At 46.3% G+C, this 13,688-nt stretch carries 14 protein-coding genes; 8 read left to right on the top strand and 6 right to left on the bottom strand.

What is annotated here, in order from left to right; genetic code table 11:
• The first annotated feature begins 122 nt into the window (after nucleotides 1-122).
• Nucleotides 123-848, top strand: coding sequence for an NTP transferase domain-containing protein (locus tag SAR116_RS04970; RefSeq protein WP_013045847.1), 726 nt, complete (start codon nucleotides 123-125; stop codon nucleotides 846-848).
• Nucleotides 849-852: 4 nt separating this feature from the next.
• Here the strand turns inward: SAR116_RS04970 and SAR116_RS04965 are convergent, their stop codons facing one another.
• The 6 genes from SAR116_RS04965 to SAR116_RS04950 all read right to left on the bottom strand — a co-directional run bounded on the left by SAR116_RS04965 (nucleotide 853) and on the right by SAR116_RS04950 (nucleotide 5,940).
• The gene (locus SAR116_RS04965; RefSeq protein ID WP_041860770.1) at nucleotides 853-1,032 is read right to left on the bottom strand and encodes a hypothetical protein; all 180 of its coding nucleotides are present in this window, start codon (nucleotides 1,030-1,032) and stop codon (nucleotides 853-855) included.
• A gap of 472 nt (nucleotides 1,033-1,504) precedes the next feature.
• Nucleotides 1,505-2,674, bottom strand: a complete 1,170-nt coding sequence (locus SAR116_RS04960; RefSeq protein WP_013045846.1) for a pyridoxal phosphate-dependent aminotransferase — start codon at nucleotides 2,672-2,674, stop codon at nucleotides 1,505-1,507.
• Nucleotides 2,675-3,474: 800 nt separating this feature from the next.
• Nucleotides 3,475-3,648, bottom strand: a complete 174-nt coding sequence (locus tag SAR116_RS13940) for an integrase core domain-containing protein (protein WP_407921262.1) — start codon at nucleotides 3,646-3,648, stop codon at nucleotides 3,475-3,477.
• Complete coding sequence (locus SAR116_RS13935; RefSeq protein WP_148212363.1) at nucleotides 3,603-3,839, bottom strand: DDE-type integrase/transposase/recombinase; 237 nt, start codon at nucleotides 3,837-3,839, stop codon at nucleotides 3,603-3,605. The genes SAR116_RS13940 and SAR116_RS13935 overlap by 46 nt, the downstream gene beginning before the upstream one ends.
• Nucleotides 3,840-4,260: 421 nt before the next feature.
• Entirely contained in the window at nucleotides 4,261-5,202 is a 942-nt protein-coding gene (locus tag SAR116_RS04955; RefSeq protein WP_013045845.1) for a carbohydrate kinase family protein, read from the bottom strand.
• A gap of 105 nt (nucleotides 5,203-5,307) precedes the next feature.
• Complete coding sequence (locus tag SAR116_RS04950; protein WP_013045844.1) at nucleotides 5,308-5,940, bottom strand: nucleoside/nucleotide kinase family protein; 633 nt, start codon at nucleotides 5,938-5,940, stop codon at nucleotides 5,308-5,310.
• Between the two features lie 172 nt (nucleotides 5,941-6,112).
• Here SAR116_RS04950 and SAR116_RS04945 point away from each other — a divergent pair, with 172 nt between their 5' ends.
• The 7 genes from SAR116_RS04945 (at nucleotide 6,113) to SAR116_RS04915 (ending at nucleotide 13,674) form a co-directional block, all read left to right on the top strand.
• Nucleotides 6,113-7,144 (top strand): LacI family DNA-binding transcriptional regulator, encoded by a 1,032-nt coding sequence (locus tag SAR116_RS04945; RefSeq protein ID WP_013045843.1) that lies wholly within the window; start codon nucleotides 6,113-6,115, stop codon nucleotides 7,142-7,144.
• Between the two features lie 121 nt (nucleotides 7,145-7,265).
• Complete coding sequence (locus SAR116_RS04940) at nucleotides 7,266-8,570, top strand: ABC transporter substrate-binding protein (RefSeq protein WP_013045842.1); 1,305 nt, start codon at nucleotides 7,266-7,268, stop codon at nucleotides 8,568-8,570.
• Nucleotides 8,571-8,680: 110 nt separating this feature from the next.
• Nucleotides 8,681-9,547: a carbohydrate ABC transporter permease gene (locus tag SAR116_RS04935; protein WP_041860769.1), complete on the top strand. Its 867-nt coding sequence runs from the start codon at nucleotides 8,681-8,683 to the stop codon at nucleotides 9,545-9,547.
• Nucleotides 9,548-9,557: 10 nt separating this feature from the next.
• Nucleotides 9,558-10,388, top strand: coding sequence for a carbohydrate ABC transporter permease (locus SAR116_RS04930; RefSeq protein ID WP_013045840.1), 831 nt, complete (start codon nucleotides 9,558-9,560; stop codon nucleotides 10,386-10,388).
• A 9-nt stretch (nucleotides 10,389-10,397) separates the two neighbouring features.
• The gene (locus SAR116_RS04925; protein WP_013045839.1) at nucleotides 10,398-11,402 is read left to right on the top strand and encodes an ABC transporter ATP-binding protein; all 1,005 of its coding nucleotides are present in this window, start codon (nucleotides 10,398-10,400) and stop codon (nucleotides 11,400-11,402) included.
• Nucleotides 11,399-12,172, top strand: a complete 774-nt coding sequence (locus SAR116_RS04920) for an L-iditol 2-dehydrogenase (protein WP_013045838.1) — start codon at nucleotides 11,399-11,401, stop codon at nucleotides 12,170-12,172. The genes SAR116_RS04925 and SAR116_RS04920 overlap by 4 nt, the downstream gene beginning before the upstream one ends.
• Nucleotides 12,160-13,674: a mannitol dehydrogenase family protein gene (locus SAR116_RS04915; RefSeq protein WP_013045837.1), complete on the top strand. Its 1,515-nt coding sequence runs from the start codon at nucleotides 12,160-12,162 to the stop codon at nucleotides 13,672-13,674. The genes SAR116_RS04920 and SAR116_RS04915 overlap by 13 nt, the downstream gene beginning before the upstream one ends.
• Nucleotides 13,675-13,688 lie beyond the last annotated feature (14 nt).

Raw genomic sequence — 13,688 nt, 5'->3', positions numbered from 1 at the left:
GATTAATTCAAAGCGGCTACAGAATCACTAAATATTGAAATCCTCCTAGGTTTTGTTCTACGCTTAATAGATACTCTAGATTTAAAGACTAAAGTCGTAAAGCTAAAGGTTCCTATTCCATAATGTATTTGCTAATTTTATGTGGTGGTAAAGCTTCCCGATTACAGGGTGTGAATAATGATGTCCCAAAATGCCTTTTAAAAGCTCAAGGCACATCAATTTTAGGTACGCTTATCAATGAGCTGTCTGATTATTGCGCTAAAGTAATTATATCCCATGCAGATGGTAAGCCATATTATAATGATATTTTGAGCGGTGAAATTACGGGCTCAAAACTTGAAAAAATAACGCTTGTTCAAGACCAGTTTCAAAAAGGAACTGCGCACGCCGTCCAACTTCACACCTGCGGTCTAGACGGGGATTTTTGCGTGATGAATGGCGATACGCTTTTTAGCAATTATGATGCACTATTGCCCAAAGCGAATGCTAATTATGATGTTTGTTTCTCTACATCTTTTCAATCAATAGGAAGAGCCACGCAAATTTTCCCTGATACTAAAGCTGGCGGCTTTGATTTTAAGAAAGATGATATGGGGAAAGATGACACAAAGGGGCATGTGACGAACGGTGTCATTTATCTTGGTGGTAATGCTGTGAGATGGTTGCAAGATCAGACCCTTGAGAAGGAGAAGAGTATTGAAGGGGTGCTATTATCGAACGCCCATAAATGTGGTCTTTCCTTTGGGATGCATCAGTCAGGCGCTGAGTTTATCGATTTTGGAACGCCAGCCGAATATTTAAACCCGAATGATTATTTACTATCATTTGATAAAATCAAAGATGAGTAATTTATCATTTGAAAGTTTTTTGTAAAAACTCCCCTGTAATGACTGATAGATAGCAAACATTCCTTTTCTTAAATATTGCCTCAAAAGTGGTTTGGTGTGGATCACCACCTCCCACCAATAGAATCGGCCAAGATAATTGGATGAATTTAGCCTTAAAATCTGCAGAATCTGTTTTATCATTCATACTAGGGATCAAAGGTATCTAGCCGTTCTTGCACCTGATTAACAGCGCTAGAAATGCGATTGTAAATAGTTTAATTTATTTTATGTCATGGTTTTTATCGAAGCTATAAGCTAATATGTTTCATCTAACGTTACCTGAAATTATAACTAACGGTAATGAGTCTGTAATGCGTTTAGCAGATGAGTGAAAGCGTTTACTCCTACGCAACTCACCTCGGATTTAATACGCCCCAACGTTTGGTTAGTCGTATTTCACCTAAGGTAGCACAGCCTGCGGCCTACTCGTGATGGTAGCGTAAATATTCAACCTCAGAGTTACGAATGAACCCAAAATTTAGGCCTGATGCATCCCCACCCATTAAGCTAGGTACTGTCTTAATCCCATTTTATTTAAAAATTCGGTAATATAGTCAGCTACATTAACTCTCAAATTGTTGTACTTATTTATTTTAATTTTTCTTTTTGTCAGCAGGTTATTTTTTACCAAAAAGAGTTTGTAGCCGACTAATTGCCAGTTGTATCACTGCTTCATTGTTTACAGTACTGAATCTCACATACCCTTCACCATTATTCCCAAAACAATTACCAGGTGTCGCAGCAATATTGCATTTATGTAAAATCATTTGACAAAATTCATCACTAGAAAAGCCTGTGCCAGTAATATTTGGAAACGCATAAATAGATCCTTTTGGCATTATACATTCAATCCCTTGAATACTATTTAAGCCATCAACAATTAATTGTGCACGCTTATGATAAGTCGAAACCATAGTTTTCACTGTACTCTGATCACCAATAATTGCTTCTATCCCCGCTTTCTGGATAAATGGGGGGACACAAGATACAATTGTTGAGGTTAGGTTTTCCATTATCTTTATCAAAGGTTCAGGTCCTACTGCAACTCCAAGTCGCCAACCTGTCATTGAAAATGCTTTACTGAAGCCATTTAATATTAGCGTATTGCTCTGGCAATTATCGCACTGTGACGGTGAATAAAAACTTTCATCTTCAAATATCAGCCGTGAGTATATTTCATCACTGATGAGAAGAATATTGTTCTTATTTGCCATCTCATATAGCTGATGAAGAATATCAGCGCTGAGAGTTTGGCCGGTTGGGTTGCTTGGAGTATTTACAATTATTGCTTTAGTTTTTTTATTTATAAGCTTTTCCAAATCAGCAATCGTGAAGCTGAATTGTGTTTTTTCATTTAAGTTCAATGGCCTTATCGTCCCACCCAAAGATTTAATCGCTGAAAAATATGTTGGGAATCCCGGATCCGGGACGATGACCTCGTCACCAACATCAAGAACACATTTAAGAGCAAGGTATATTATTGCGTTTGCGCCCGGAGTCACTAACACTTGATTTAAATTTGGCTTAAAACCTCTAGACTGAAATGTGGCTTCTTGAACAACTTCCTTGAATTCATGAAGTCCAGAAGATGGTGCATATTTAGTAAAATTATCAGTGATTGCCTGCCGCGCAGCATGTTTGATGTTTTCAGGCGTTGGGAAATCTGGTTCACCCAATTCAAAATGTAAAACCTGTAGCCCAGAACGTTCTATTTTTTGGACTTCAGATAATATTTCAAACATTGGCTGGCTAGTTATTTCTGCACTTATTTTCGAAAAGGCAATCATCTTCTTATGTTCCAATTCTTTAAAAATTTTAATGGCTTGGATATAGCATTAGAAAATTGATATAGACGCTATCTCATAGATAAAGTTAGATTATTTTTAAAAACATATCATTTTAATCGTCGTATGAGCAAACCAAAATTTTGGTTGCAAGCGCTCCTTTTATCGCATCTATCTAAGTGCGTAAGGGTGGGAGAATACGTCTTTGTCTAACCCAGCATTTGGATGACAAAAAACACATGCAAACTGTATTTGTATGCAGATCCAGTTTGTCTTTCAGTCTGAAAGTTGGATTTGAAATTTTTTGAGTAAATTGAATAAAACACTCTTTCGAAAACATTAGAGCGAAGAGGAGTTCTATGGGGTATAGTATGCAATCAATTATTAAATTTGTCTTGTGATTTATCAGGTCCATAAAGATTGATGTTACTGACTAACACATAACGCTACTATTGAGTGAAATCAATGAAAAGGACCGCTTTCATAACAGACATTATGAGTCGAGACAGTGCCTATCAAGCTAAATTCCTTATCACCAAAGGCTGTGAGTTATAGAGTGTTCTAGACGTTATGGCTGGTTTGATTTTTGGCGCTTTCACTATCTTAGAATTTACACTTATTAAGCTTGAACTTGTGGAATAATACCTGACAAATTTGGGGTCAACATGTCTAATCCCTGCTTTAAGTACCACTATTTTGCTGTTCTCTAACAGGGTTTCTGGCACCGGAGTTCGCATACTTAAAGCGTGATGGGGCCTGATCCGATTGTATTGCTTGAGCTAAACATTGATCGCGATCAGCGCCTATATTGTGCTGTGGAGCCACTCTGCATTCAGAGCCTCCCGTCTCAATGTTCTGTTGAAGCGTTCATTGTATCCGTTCTCCCAAGGGATCTCAGGGTAGATCGGTATCGACCAGACACCAATATTTTTCAACCAGTCCTGCAGATGCCTGGCTGCAAACCCTTGGCCGCACACTTCATGAGAAGCTTGTGCAATGCGTCCAAAACATCCTCTGCGTTCATTCTGGGGCGCACCGCCATGCAGAGCGCCTCGTGGGTATAATCATCTAGTACCGTCCGTATCTTATTGCTGCGCCCATTGCTGAGCTTGTCATGAACAAAGTCTGTCGCCCAGATATGGTTTCGGTGTGTGGGGCATAGCCTGATGACGGAGTTGTCTTAGTGATAAATCTACCGTTTCTTCTTGTACCGTTGGGGGGAGTTGCAGAGCTTTTTTGCCTCATAAACGTTCGATCTTCTTGTGATTGACCCGCCAGCCTTCCATAAGCAACAGCGCGGTCACCTACTTGTAACCGTATCGCCCTTACTTTTTGGCCAATCGGATCATAATCAATAAAAAACTTCTTTTCATGATATGTTGTTATAATTTGATACAAGTTTTGGTTGGCTTTGTTCAAAGAACATGTCTGCTATTATATGGTCCATCAGGTATTATATGGTCCATCAGGGCGTAATATCGATTTGCCGATGAAGTGGTTTACTTATTTATACTGTTTTAAAATCTGTTCAGCTCAGATGTACTTTACGGTTACCCGAATGCGCCATTTTTGATCAAAACCTTTCATATTCAATCCGTCAATTGATCGCGCCAGGGCGGGTTACAGCCACTTTGCGCGCAATTCAATGCAGCGGCGTTTGCCGCCGCTGACAAGGCCATTTTCAAAGCGGCAATATCAGTGTTGCCTAGCGTCTCTGGGGTGATGCGACCAGTTTCAATAATCCACCTAAGTATTGTGGCCATAAAGGTATCGCCTGCACCGACAGTATCAACCATTATGTCGATTGTGGCGGCTGGCACATGCACGTCACCGGCCTCAACAAAGCCACGTGCGCCCGCGCTACCAAGGGTCAGGATAAATAAAGCCGCATTGCAATCAGCGCGGCAATCAGCCAGCGCTTGTTCGAGTGGCCGGTCTGGATATAACCATTCTAAATCTTCATCGCTGAGTTTGACGATGTCGGCAATCTTCATCAATTCATGCAAACGCGCAACATATTGGTTCCGGTCATGGATAAGGGCAGGTCGTACATTGGGATCAAGCGAGGTCAGAATCCCAGCATCTTTACAGCGTTGAAATTCTGTTTTCCAGGCCTCTGCATCATCGCCTTCAATCAACGCCAAGCCCCCAACATGAAAGATATTCGTCTCTGGCGGCACATAGCTGGCGAGTGTTTCGCGCGTGACCTGACGCTCAGCTGTGCCATTACGATGAAAGCTATAGGATGCCACACCATCAGCTGTAAGGGAAACAACAGCCAGTGATGTGGGTTGTTGCACACGCGGCACGGCGACCACTACATTGCTTTCAAACAGGCGAGTTGCCAGAAGATCACCGAACGCGTCTGTCGAGATAGGCGTTACATAGGTCACGTCACAGCCTTGCCGGCCAATGGCCATAGCGACGTTAAACGGGCCACCCCCTGGTTTTGCCAGATAATGCGGCTGTTCATTATCAGTCTGCTTTCCCGACACAAGATCAATCAGGTTTTCTCCGCCAACAGTAATCATTTTTAAGCTCCTTAATGGGCGTTTGCCCTTACAACAACATCTCTGGCTAAACTGGTTTTTTCGAGCCGCCCCCGCAAGCTGGAAACATCACTTGAGGTTACCAGCTCAATTCGATATGACCCATGCTGCGGGCAATGCCTTTTCTAGCACCCGTCTTGCATTGGCCAGATCATTCATCTGCACGCGGGCTTTGGCGGCTTCGGGGGACATGCCTTGATCAAGCCAGCGTTGGATCAGACGTTCCTCCAGAACAGCCTCTGATACATCAAGCCAGATGCTGGCGTCCCATTTATCCGCCAGCTCAACCCAGCCTGGCTCGTCAAATAACAGGTAATTACCTTCAAAAAGCAAAATTGACGCTGTGTCAGGCACCGTGCCGCCATTGTCGATGACGCTGTCCTGATCGCGGTCAAAAGTGGGAAACTGCTGTGCGCTGCCATCTTTCAACGCCTCGATCAAATGCGAAAAGCCAGCCAGATCGAATGTTTCAGGCGCGCCCTTAACAGACAGTAGGCCGCGCTTTGTCAATGTCACATTATCCAGATGAAAGCCATCCATTGGAATGATACAGCATGTGTCCCCAAGCTTTGTTGCCACTTTTGCGGCAAGGGTGGACTTGCCACTACCGGGGGCGCCCGCGATTGCCACTGTCAGCAATGACGAATTGGATGCCTGTGCCGAAATATCTGCCACCACTTTATTGATATCGGTGATGTGTGGATTTGTATCAATTAACATCGTACTATATTCATCCTTTCCGCTTATGCCTAACCTTCATATTAGGATGCAAAATTTACCAAGAGGTGCAAACTTAACTTGCACCAAACTTTACACGCGTTAATATTGGATGCGGTAAGGGTTGCATATTTGTCAAGTGTCTCTGCGACCAATATTGAAATGGAATGATTTGATGAGCCATCAAAAAATTAGAAATATGGAGGAGTTTGCCACGTTAAGCGGCATTTCGCGCCCCACAATTTCTAAGTATTTTAATGACCCTGACAGCGTAAGATCCTCGACGCGCAACAAGATTGAAGCCGCTTTGAAGGAATATGATTATCGTCCAAATATCTATGCGATGAATCAGAATCGGCGTCTGACCAAGAATATTGGCATCGTTGTTCCATATCTTGCAGACCCGTTTTTTGCCGAGATCGCCCGGGTGTTGGAGCGCCGCTGTATTGACGCTGGCTTTACGCCAACCTTGTTTTCTTCGCATGGTGAACAGGGATTGGAAAATGCAATTCTTGATACATTGCGATCCCTAAAGCCTGCTGGCGTGTTGCTGGCACCTTTGGGTCGTGCGTCTGATCGAAAATATGTCGAGCAATTCTGTCGTGATGTGCCAACCATATTATTTGACAGTAATATTGAGGGTGTTGGCGCCGCCTTTGTTGGTTCGGATAATTTTAGTTTTGTGTCCCAGACTGTCGAGTATCTCAGCAGAACGGGGAACGTCCCCTGTTTCTTCGAAATGCGCGATCCAGCCAATCCAAACGCCAATAAGCGGCGACATGCCTATCTTGAAATGATGCGGCGCCTCGATCTAGAGCCACATATTGTCAAAATTGATGGTATGGGGTGGGGGTTTGAAGAAATAGGTCGTCAGGGTGCTTTGAAGGTTCTGCGCGATAAATTACTGCCAACCAGTACCGTCCTATGTAGCAATGATCGTCTGGCAATTGGATTCCTGTCTGCCTGTCATGAATTAGGCGTCACTGTCGGCCGCGACGACGCTTGTGATATTCGGGTGGCGTCGCATGATGATCATCCCTATTCACGCTTTACCTGTCCGTCTTTGACAACGGCGGCACATGATTATGAATCGGTGGCGGATCATGCTGTCAAAACGTTATTTCAGCTGATTGAAGCTGGTGGCAAGCTGAATAATCGTGAAGAAACATTATTTGCCGCGCGCCTCATAATGCGTGGTTCTGCCTAGAAAAGCCGCGCCAAATATCAGTAACAGAAAAAACATTTATTTACGCGCGTTAAATTTATATTGACGCGGGCAAATATTATAGTGTTCACTTTTGGTGAGTAATATACCTAGGAGGAAGACAATGCGATTGAAACAACTAATTTGTACGGCAGCGGCGGCATCGCTTATGGCGTCAGGCGTTGCGTATGCAGATACACTTACCATTGCAACAGTGAACAATGGTGACATGATTCGTATGCAGGGCCTTACTGATGATTTTACAGCTAAGACAGGTCACTCTGTTGAGTGGGTGACTTTGGAAGAAAACGTGCTACGTCAGCGCGTAACAACTGACATCACCACCAAGGGTGGTGCGTTCGACATCATGACTATCGGCATGTATGAAACCCCAATTTGGGGCAAGAGTGGTTGGTTGGTTCCTCTTGATGATCTAAGTGCTGAATATAACGCTGGTGATATCCTGCCTGCCATGGCTGGTGGCTTGAGCTATGATGGCACACTTTATGCGGCACCATTCTATGGTGAAAGCTCAATGATCATGTACCGTACCGATCTGATGGAAAAAGCCGGTCTGACAATGCCAAAAGCACCGTCATGGTCGTTCATCGCCAAAGCGGCACGTGAAATGACAGATCGTGACAACGGCATCAACGGCATTTGCCTTCGTGGTAAGGCCGGTTGGGGTGAGGGCGGTGCTTTCATCACAGCAATGTCAAATTCATTTGGCGCACGCTGGTTTGATGAAAACTGGAATGCTCAGTTTGATACACGTGAATGGTCAGACACATTGAACTTCTACGTCAACATGATGAATGATTCAGGTCCTGCAGGCTTTGCCACAAATGGCTTTAACGAGAACCTGTCTTTGTTCCAGCAAGGCAAATGTGGCATGTGGATTGACGCCACTGTTGCGGCATCTTTCGTGACCAACCCAAAGGATTCAACCGTAGCTGACAAAGTTGGCTTCGCGTTGGCACCTGACAATGGTATGGGCGTTCGCTCTAACTGGTTGTGGGCATGGGCGTTGGCCATTCCGGCTGGCACGCAAAAGGTTGATGCTGCAAAGCAGTTCATCGAATGGGCCACCTCAAACGGTTACATTGAGTTGGTTGCGTCAAAAGAAGGCTGGGCAAATGTACCTCCAGGCGCGCGGACATCACTATATAAGAATGCAAACTACATGGATGTTCCGTTTGCCAAGATGACATTGGACTCAATCCTGTCGGCCGATCCGAATAACTCGACCGTCGATCCGAGCCCTTATGTTGGCATTCAGTTTGCGGCTATTCCTGAATTTGCGGGCATTGCAACTGAAGTCAGTCAGGAATTCTCCGCGGCCTATGCTGGTCAGCAGAGTGTTGCTGAGGCATTGGCCAAAGCGCAGGCTTTGACCAATGACGCAATGGAAGCTGCTGGCTACCGCTAGGCTTATATCTGCAAGGGGCGGTGCATGTCGCCCCTTGCGCACCTACTTTGATTATGGTGCCATTTACACCTCGCCCGGGGAAGTGATCCCATCAAATTAGGAGGCGCACCTTGGCTACCCAACATTCTCGATCAGCTGCCAGATTGATGATAGCGCCAGCGACGATATTGCTTTTGGGCTGGATGCTTGTTCCCCTGGTTATGACGCTGTATTTCTCATTCAAGAAATATCTGCCTTTACGTGGCGGTGATCTAGGCTGGGTTGGCTTCGACAATTATGTGCGTTTTGTGTCTTCCAGCTCGTTCTGGCCGGCTGTGGCAACGACCTTGATCATTGTTGGTTGGGTTCTGATCATAACAATCACCCTTGGCATTTTATTGGCCTTGCTTCTCGATCAGCCTATGTGGGGTCAGGGCATTGTTCGAATTCTTGTGATCGCGCCATTTTTCGTGATGCCGACGGTATCGGGGCTTGTCTGGAAGAATATGTTTATGGATCCGGTGAATGGTTTTTTTGCCCATCTCTGGCGGGCCTTTGGCGCTGAACCGATACAATGGCTCAGCCAGGCATCATTACCCTCGCTCATTATGATCATCAGCTGGCAATGGTTGCCCTTTGCGACATTGATATTATTAACGGCTGTTCAATCTCTCGATTCAGAGCAACGCGAGGCTGCAGAAATGGATGGCGCGGGACCGTTTAACCGGTTCTGTTTTCTAACCTTGCCGCATCTTTCGCGTGCCATCACCGTCGTGGTGTTGATTAAGACAATTTTTCTTTTATCCATTTTTGCTGAAATTTTCGTTACAACTGCAGGTGCCTTTGGCACCAAAACACTGACCTATCTGATTTTTCAGCGGGTTCTTGAAAGCCAGAATGTCGGGCTTGGTTCGGCAGGTGGTGTTTATGCCATTATTTTAGCCAATATTGTTGCCATCTTCTTGATGCGCATCGTTGGCAAGAACCTGGACAGGTGAGGAGATAAACATGGCCCGCACCGTCACCACTAATCGAAAACTGATCACGACCATTATCGCATGGACCATTGGTATTCTGATTTTCTTTCCTATTCTCTGGATTATTGTTCTGTCCTTCAAGACCGAAGGTGATGCAATCAGAACACCCATCGAAGTGCTAACCTCGGCATGGACGCTTGAAAGCTATGCTGTGGTGCAGGTGCGATCTGACTATTTAAAGCATTTCAACAATTCAGTGATTATCGCTGTTGGTTCAACGCTTGTTGGTATTCTTGTTGCTGTGCCCGCCGCCTGGTCTATGGCCTTTGTACCCTCACGTCGGACGCGCGGTATTCTGATGTGGATGCTATCGACAAAAATGTTGCCAGCAGTTGGTGTTCTATACCCGATTTATCTATTGTTCATTGAGTTTGGTATTCTTGATAGCCGTATTGGTCTGGTCGTTATTCTGATGCTGATCAACCTGCCGATAATCATCTGGATGCTCTATACCTACTTCAAAGAAATCCCAAATGAGATACTTGAGGCGGCGCGAATGGATGGGGCAACTTTACGCTCAGAACTGCTTTATGTTCTCACGCCAATGGCCATACCCGGCATTGCCTCGACAATGCTATTGAACATCATTCTGGCCTGGAATGAGGCGTTCTGGACCTTGAATCTAACTGCCGCCAAAGCGGCACCGCTAACGGCCTTCATAGCCAGCTATTCGAGTCCAGAGGGACTTTTTTATGCAAAGCTAAGTGCGGCCTCGGTTATGGCCATCGCACCAATCTTGATCATGGGCTGGTTTAGCCAGAAACAGCTTGTGCGCGGCCTGACCTTTGGGGCGGTAAAATAGGAAACAGATATGAAACAGATACAACTCAAACAGGTTTCAAAACATTTTGGTAATGTCGAAGTTATTCCGCCGCTCGATTTGCAGATTGATGAAGGCGAGTTCGTCGTATTTGTCGGTCCGTCTGGCTGTGGTAAATCCACACTTTTGCGTTTGATTGCTGGGCTTGAAGATGTGACAGCGGGTCAGATACTGATTAACGGTCAGGATGCAACGATAAACCCGCCATCCAAGCGTGGTCTGGCCATGGTCTTTCAGTCCTATGCGCTTTATCCGCATATGTCTGTGCGCAAGAATATTAGCTTTCCCCTGCGCATGGCTGGTATGGACAAGGCCGAACAGGCGCGCCGGGTCGAAGATGCGGCAAAAGTACTGAACCTTACCGATTATCTTGATCGCCGTCCTGGCCAATTATCAGGCGGCCAGCGTCAGCGTGTTGCCATTGGCCGTGCCATTGTGCGCGAACCAACAGCATTCCTGTTTGATGAACCTTTATCGAATCTTGATGCCGCGCTTCGGGTTGGGATGCGGCTTGAGATAAGCGAGCTTCATAAACGGCTGGCGACCACGATGATCTATGTGACGCATGATCAGGTTGAGGCGATGACCATGGCTGACAAGATTGTGGTGTTGCAGGCTGGCGTGATCGAACAGGTGGGAAGCCCGTTAGAGCTATATCATTCTCCATGCAATACATTCGTTGCTGGCTTTATTGGGTCGCCCAAGATGAATCTTCTTGGTGGTAAAGAGGCTTTGAAACATAAGGCGCATACCATCGGGATTCGGCCTGAGCATGTCGCCATTTCATCCACGTCAGGTGATTGGGAAGGCGTTGTTGGTGTAACTGAACATTTGGGGTCTGATACATTCGTTCATGTGCAATGCCCGGCTTTTTCGGAAATGTTGACGGTACGTGCCAGTGGTGAGTTGCAACTGTCCTATGGTGCCAAGGTTTACCTTTCACCCGACTTCACGCATCTGCATAGATTTGACGAACAGGGGTTGCGGGTGACATGAAGCGGCTGGCTGGAAAATCAGCGCTGATTACGGGCGCGGCGCGGGGGATTGGGCTTCATTTTGCTGAGGCCTATGTCAATGAAGGTGCGCGGGTTGCCATAGCTGACATCAATAGCGCGCGCGCTCATGAAGCCGCAAAGCGTCTTGGTGATCAGGTGATTGCTATCGAGATGGATGTGACCGATCAGGCGAGTATTGACGCTGGTGTGAAGATGGCTGTAACGGCATTTGACGGTATTGATATTCTTATCAATAATGCGGCAATTTTCACCGCGGCCCCAATTACCGACATCACGCGTGATGATTACCAGCAGGTATTTGATATCAATGTTGCTGGGACACTTTTTACAATGCAAGCTGTTGCCCGGCATATGATTGCACGCGGAAAGGGCGGGAAAATTATCAATATGGCCAGCCAGGCAGGACGGCGTGGCGAGCCGCTGGTTGCGGTCTATTGTGCGACTAAGGCCGCGATAATCTCATTGACGCAATCTGCTGGCATGAATCTGATTGAGCATGGAATCAATGTGAATGCGATCTCACCAGGTGTGGTCGATGGAGAACATTGGGATGGTGTTGACGCCTTTTTTGCAAAATATGAGAACAAACAGCCAGGCCAGAAGAAGCAGGAAGTTGGCGCCGCTGTGCCCTTTGGCAGAATGGGGCGTCCCGCGGATCTGGCTGGCATGGCAATCTTTCTAGCAAGTAATGAAGCTGACTACATTGTGGCGCAAACCTATAATGTAGATGGTGGACAATGGATGAGTTAATGGATCTTTCTTCCCGTAAAACCAGTGTGACGAGCCTGAATAACAATACCCTAGATGCGTTGCCATCGCATGTCGTGCGCCCGCATTATGACCGTACCAAGATGACGCCAGGTATCGTGCATATAGGTGTTGGTAATTTTCACCGCGCCCATCTTGCATGGTATGTTCATCGCCTCATGCAGCAAGGCCAGGCTTTGGATTGGGCGATCATTGGGGCTGGTGTGCGTGAACATGATGCGGTTATGCGTGAAAAGCTGTTGGGGCAAGATTGCCTGACTACATTGATTGAGCTTGACCCATTAGGCGCGCAGGCCACTGAGGTCACGGGGGCGATGCTGGACTTTTTGCCTGTTGATGCCGATAATAAGTCGCTTATTCAGGCCATGGCTGATCCCCGAATAAGGATCGTAACAACAACAATAACCGAAGGTGGTTATTACCTTGATCCAGCTAATCAGGGATTGGATCTTACGCATCCTGACATTATCTATGACGCCGAAAATCCAGATCGTCCCCGCACGGCGTTTGGCGCTATAGTTGCCGCACTGCGTCTGCGGCGTGACAGTGGCGTTGGTCCTTTCACGGGTTTGAGCTGTGATAACCTACAGGCGAATGGCACGATATTTAGACAGGCCGTTGTTGGTCTGGCGCGACTTAGCGATGCGGATCTTGCCGACTGGATTGACCGCCATTGTTCTTTTCCAAACTCGATGGTCGATTGCATTGTGCCGGCGACAGGCCCTGCCGAACTTCAACGTGTACGCGCTTTTGGCATAGATGATGATGTGCCAGTGACGCATGAAAATTTCCGGCAATGGGTTATTGAAGATACATTTTGTGCGGGTCGCCCTGACTGGAGCCTTGTGGGTGCGGAATTTTCAGATCATGTGCATCAGTATGAGGCCCGGAAAATACGTGTTCTGAATGCTGGTCATCAGGTGCTGGCCAATGCGGCCGAGATTCTAGGCGTTGAAAATATCTCTGATGCGATGATGCAGCCTTTTATTCATGCGTTGTTCAGGAAGGTGCTCACCGACGAGATAATCCCCCATGTCGATCCTTTGCCTGGTAGTCCGGTAATCGAATATCTGGATCTGATCGATAGGCGGTTCGCTAATGATGCCATTATTGATACAGTGCGGCGCGTTGCCTTTGACGGCTCGGCGCGTCATGTCGGTTTTATCCTGCCGACAATTCGTGATGGCTTGGCATCAGGGCACCCGATCGAAGGGCTGGCGCTTGTCGAAGCCTTATGGGCACGCATGTGTGAAGGCATGCGTGAAGATGGTAGCCAGATAGAGGCTAATGACCCGATATGGGATATGCTCACCGCTACGGCGGCGGCGGCGCGGCAAAGCCCATCAGTCTGGCTTGAAATGCAACAGATATATGGTGACCTTGGTCAGCATGCACGCTTTGCGGATGCCTTTGCGAAATGGCTGAAACATATCTATGAAAATGGCGTTGAATCCGCGATCCAGCTTTATGTGGAACAGAATTAACATCCTGGCCACCC

The organism is Candidatus Puniceispirillum marinum IMCC1322, from assembly GCF_000024465.1.
GTDB classification, from domain to species: domain Bacteria; phylum Pseudomonadota; class Alphaproteobacteria; order Puniceispirillales; family Puniceispirillaceae; genus Puniceispirillum; species Puniceispirillum marinum.
Note: the sequence above shows the minus strand (reverse complement) of the source record. Positions and strands in the feature narration are given on the sequence as shown.

Coding starts and splice junctions, on each gene's coding strand:
- SAR116_RS04970 (WP_013045847.1), top strand. CDS start 123: ATGTATTTGCTAATTTTATGTGGTGGTAAAGCTTCCCGATTACAGGGT.
- SAR116_RS04965 (WP_041860770.1), bottom strand. CDS start 1,032: ATGAATGATAAAACAGATTCTGCAGATTTTAAGGCTAAATTCATCCAA.
- SAR116_RS04960 (WP_013045846.1), bottom strand. CDS start 2,674: ATGATTGCCTTTTCGAAAATAAGTGCAGAAATAACTAGCCAGCCAATG.
- SAR116_RS04955 (WP_013045845.1), bottom strand. CDS start 5,202: ATGATTACTGTTGGCGGAGAAAACCTGATTGATCTTGTGTCGGGAAAG.
- SAR116_RS04950 (WP_013045844.1), bottom strand. CDS start 5,940: ATGTTAATTGATACAAATCCACACATCACCGATATCAATAAAGTGGTG.
- SAR116_RS04945 (WP_013045843.1), top strand. CDS start 6,113: ATGAGCCATCAAAAAATTAGAAATATGGAGGAGTTTGCCACGTTAAGC.
- SAR116_RS04940 (WP_013045842.1), top strand. CDS start 7,266: ATGCGATTGAAACAACTAATTTGTACGGCAGCGGCGGCATCGCTTATG.
- SAR116_RS04930 (WP_013045840.1), top strand. CDS start 9,558: ATGGCCCGCACCGTCACCACTAATCGAAAACTGATCACGACCATTATC.
- SAR116_RS04925 (WP_013045839.1), top strand. CDS start 10,398: ATGAAACAGATACAACTCAAACAGGTTTCAAAACATTTTGGTAATGTC.
- SAR116_RS04920 (WP_013045838.1), top strand. CDS start 11,399: ATGAAGCGGCTGGCTGGAAAATCAGCGCTGATTACGGGCGCGGCGCGG.
- SAR116_RS04915 (WP_013045837.1), top strand. CDS start 12,160: ATGGATGAGTTAATGGATCTTTCTTCCCGTAAAACCAGTGTGACGAGC.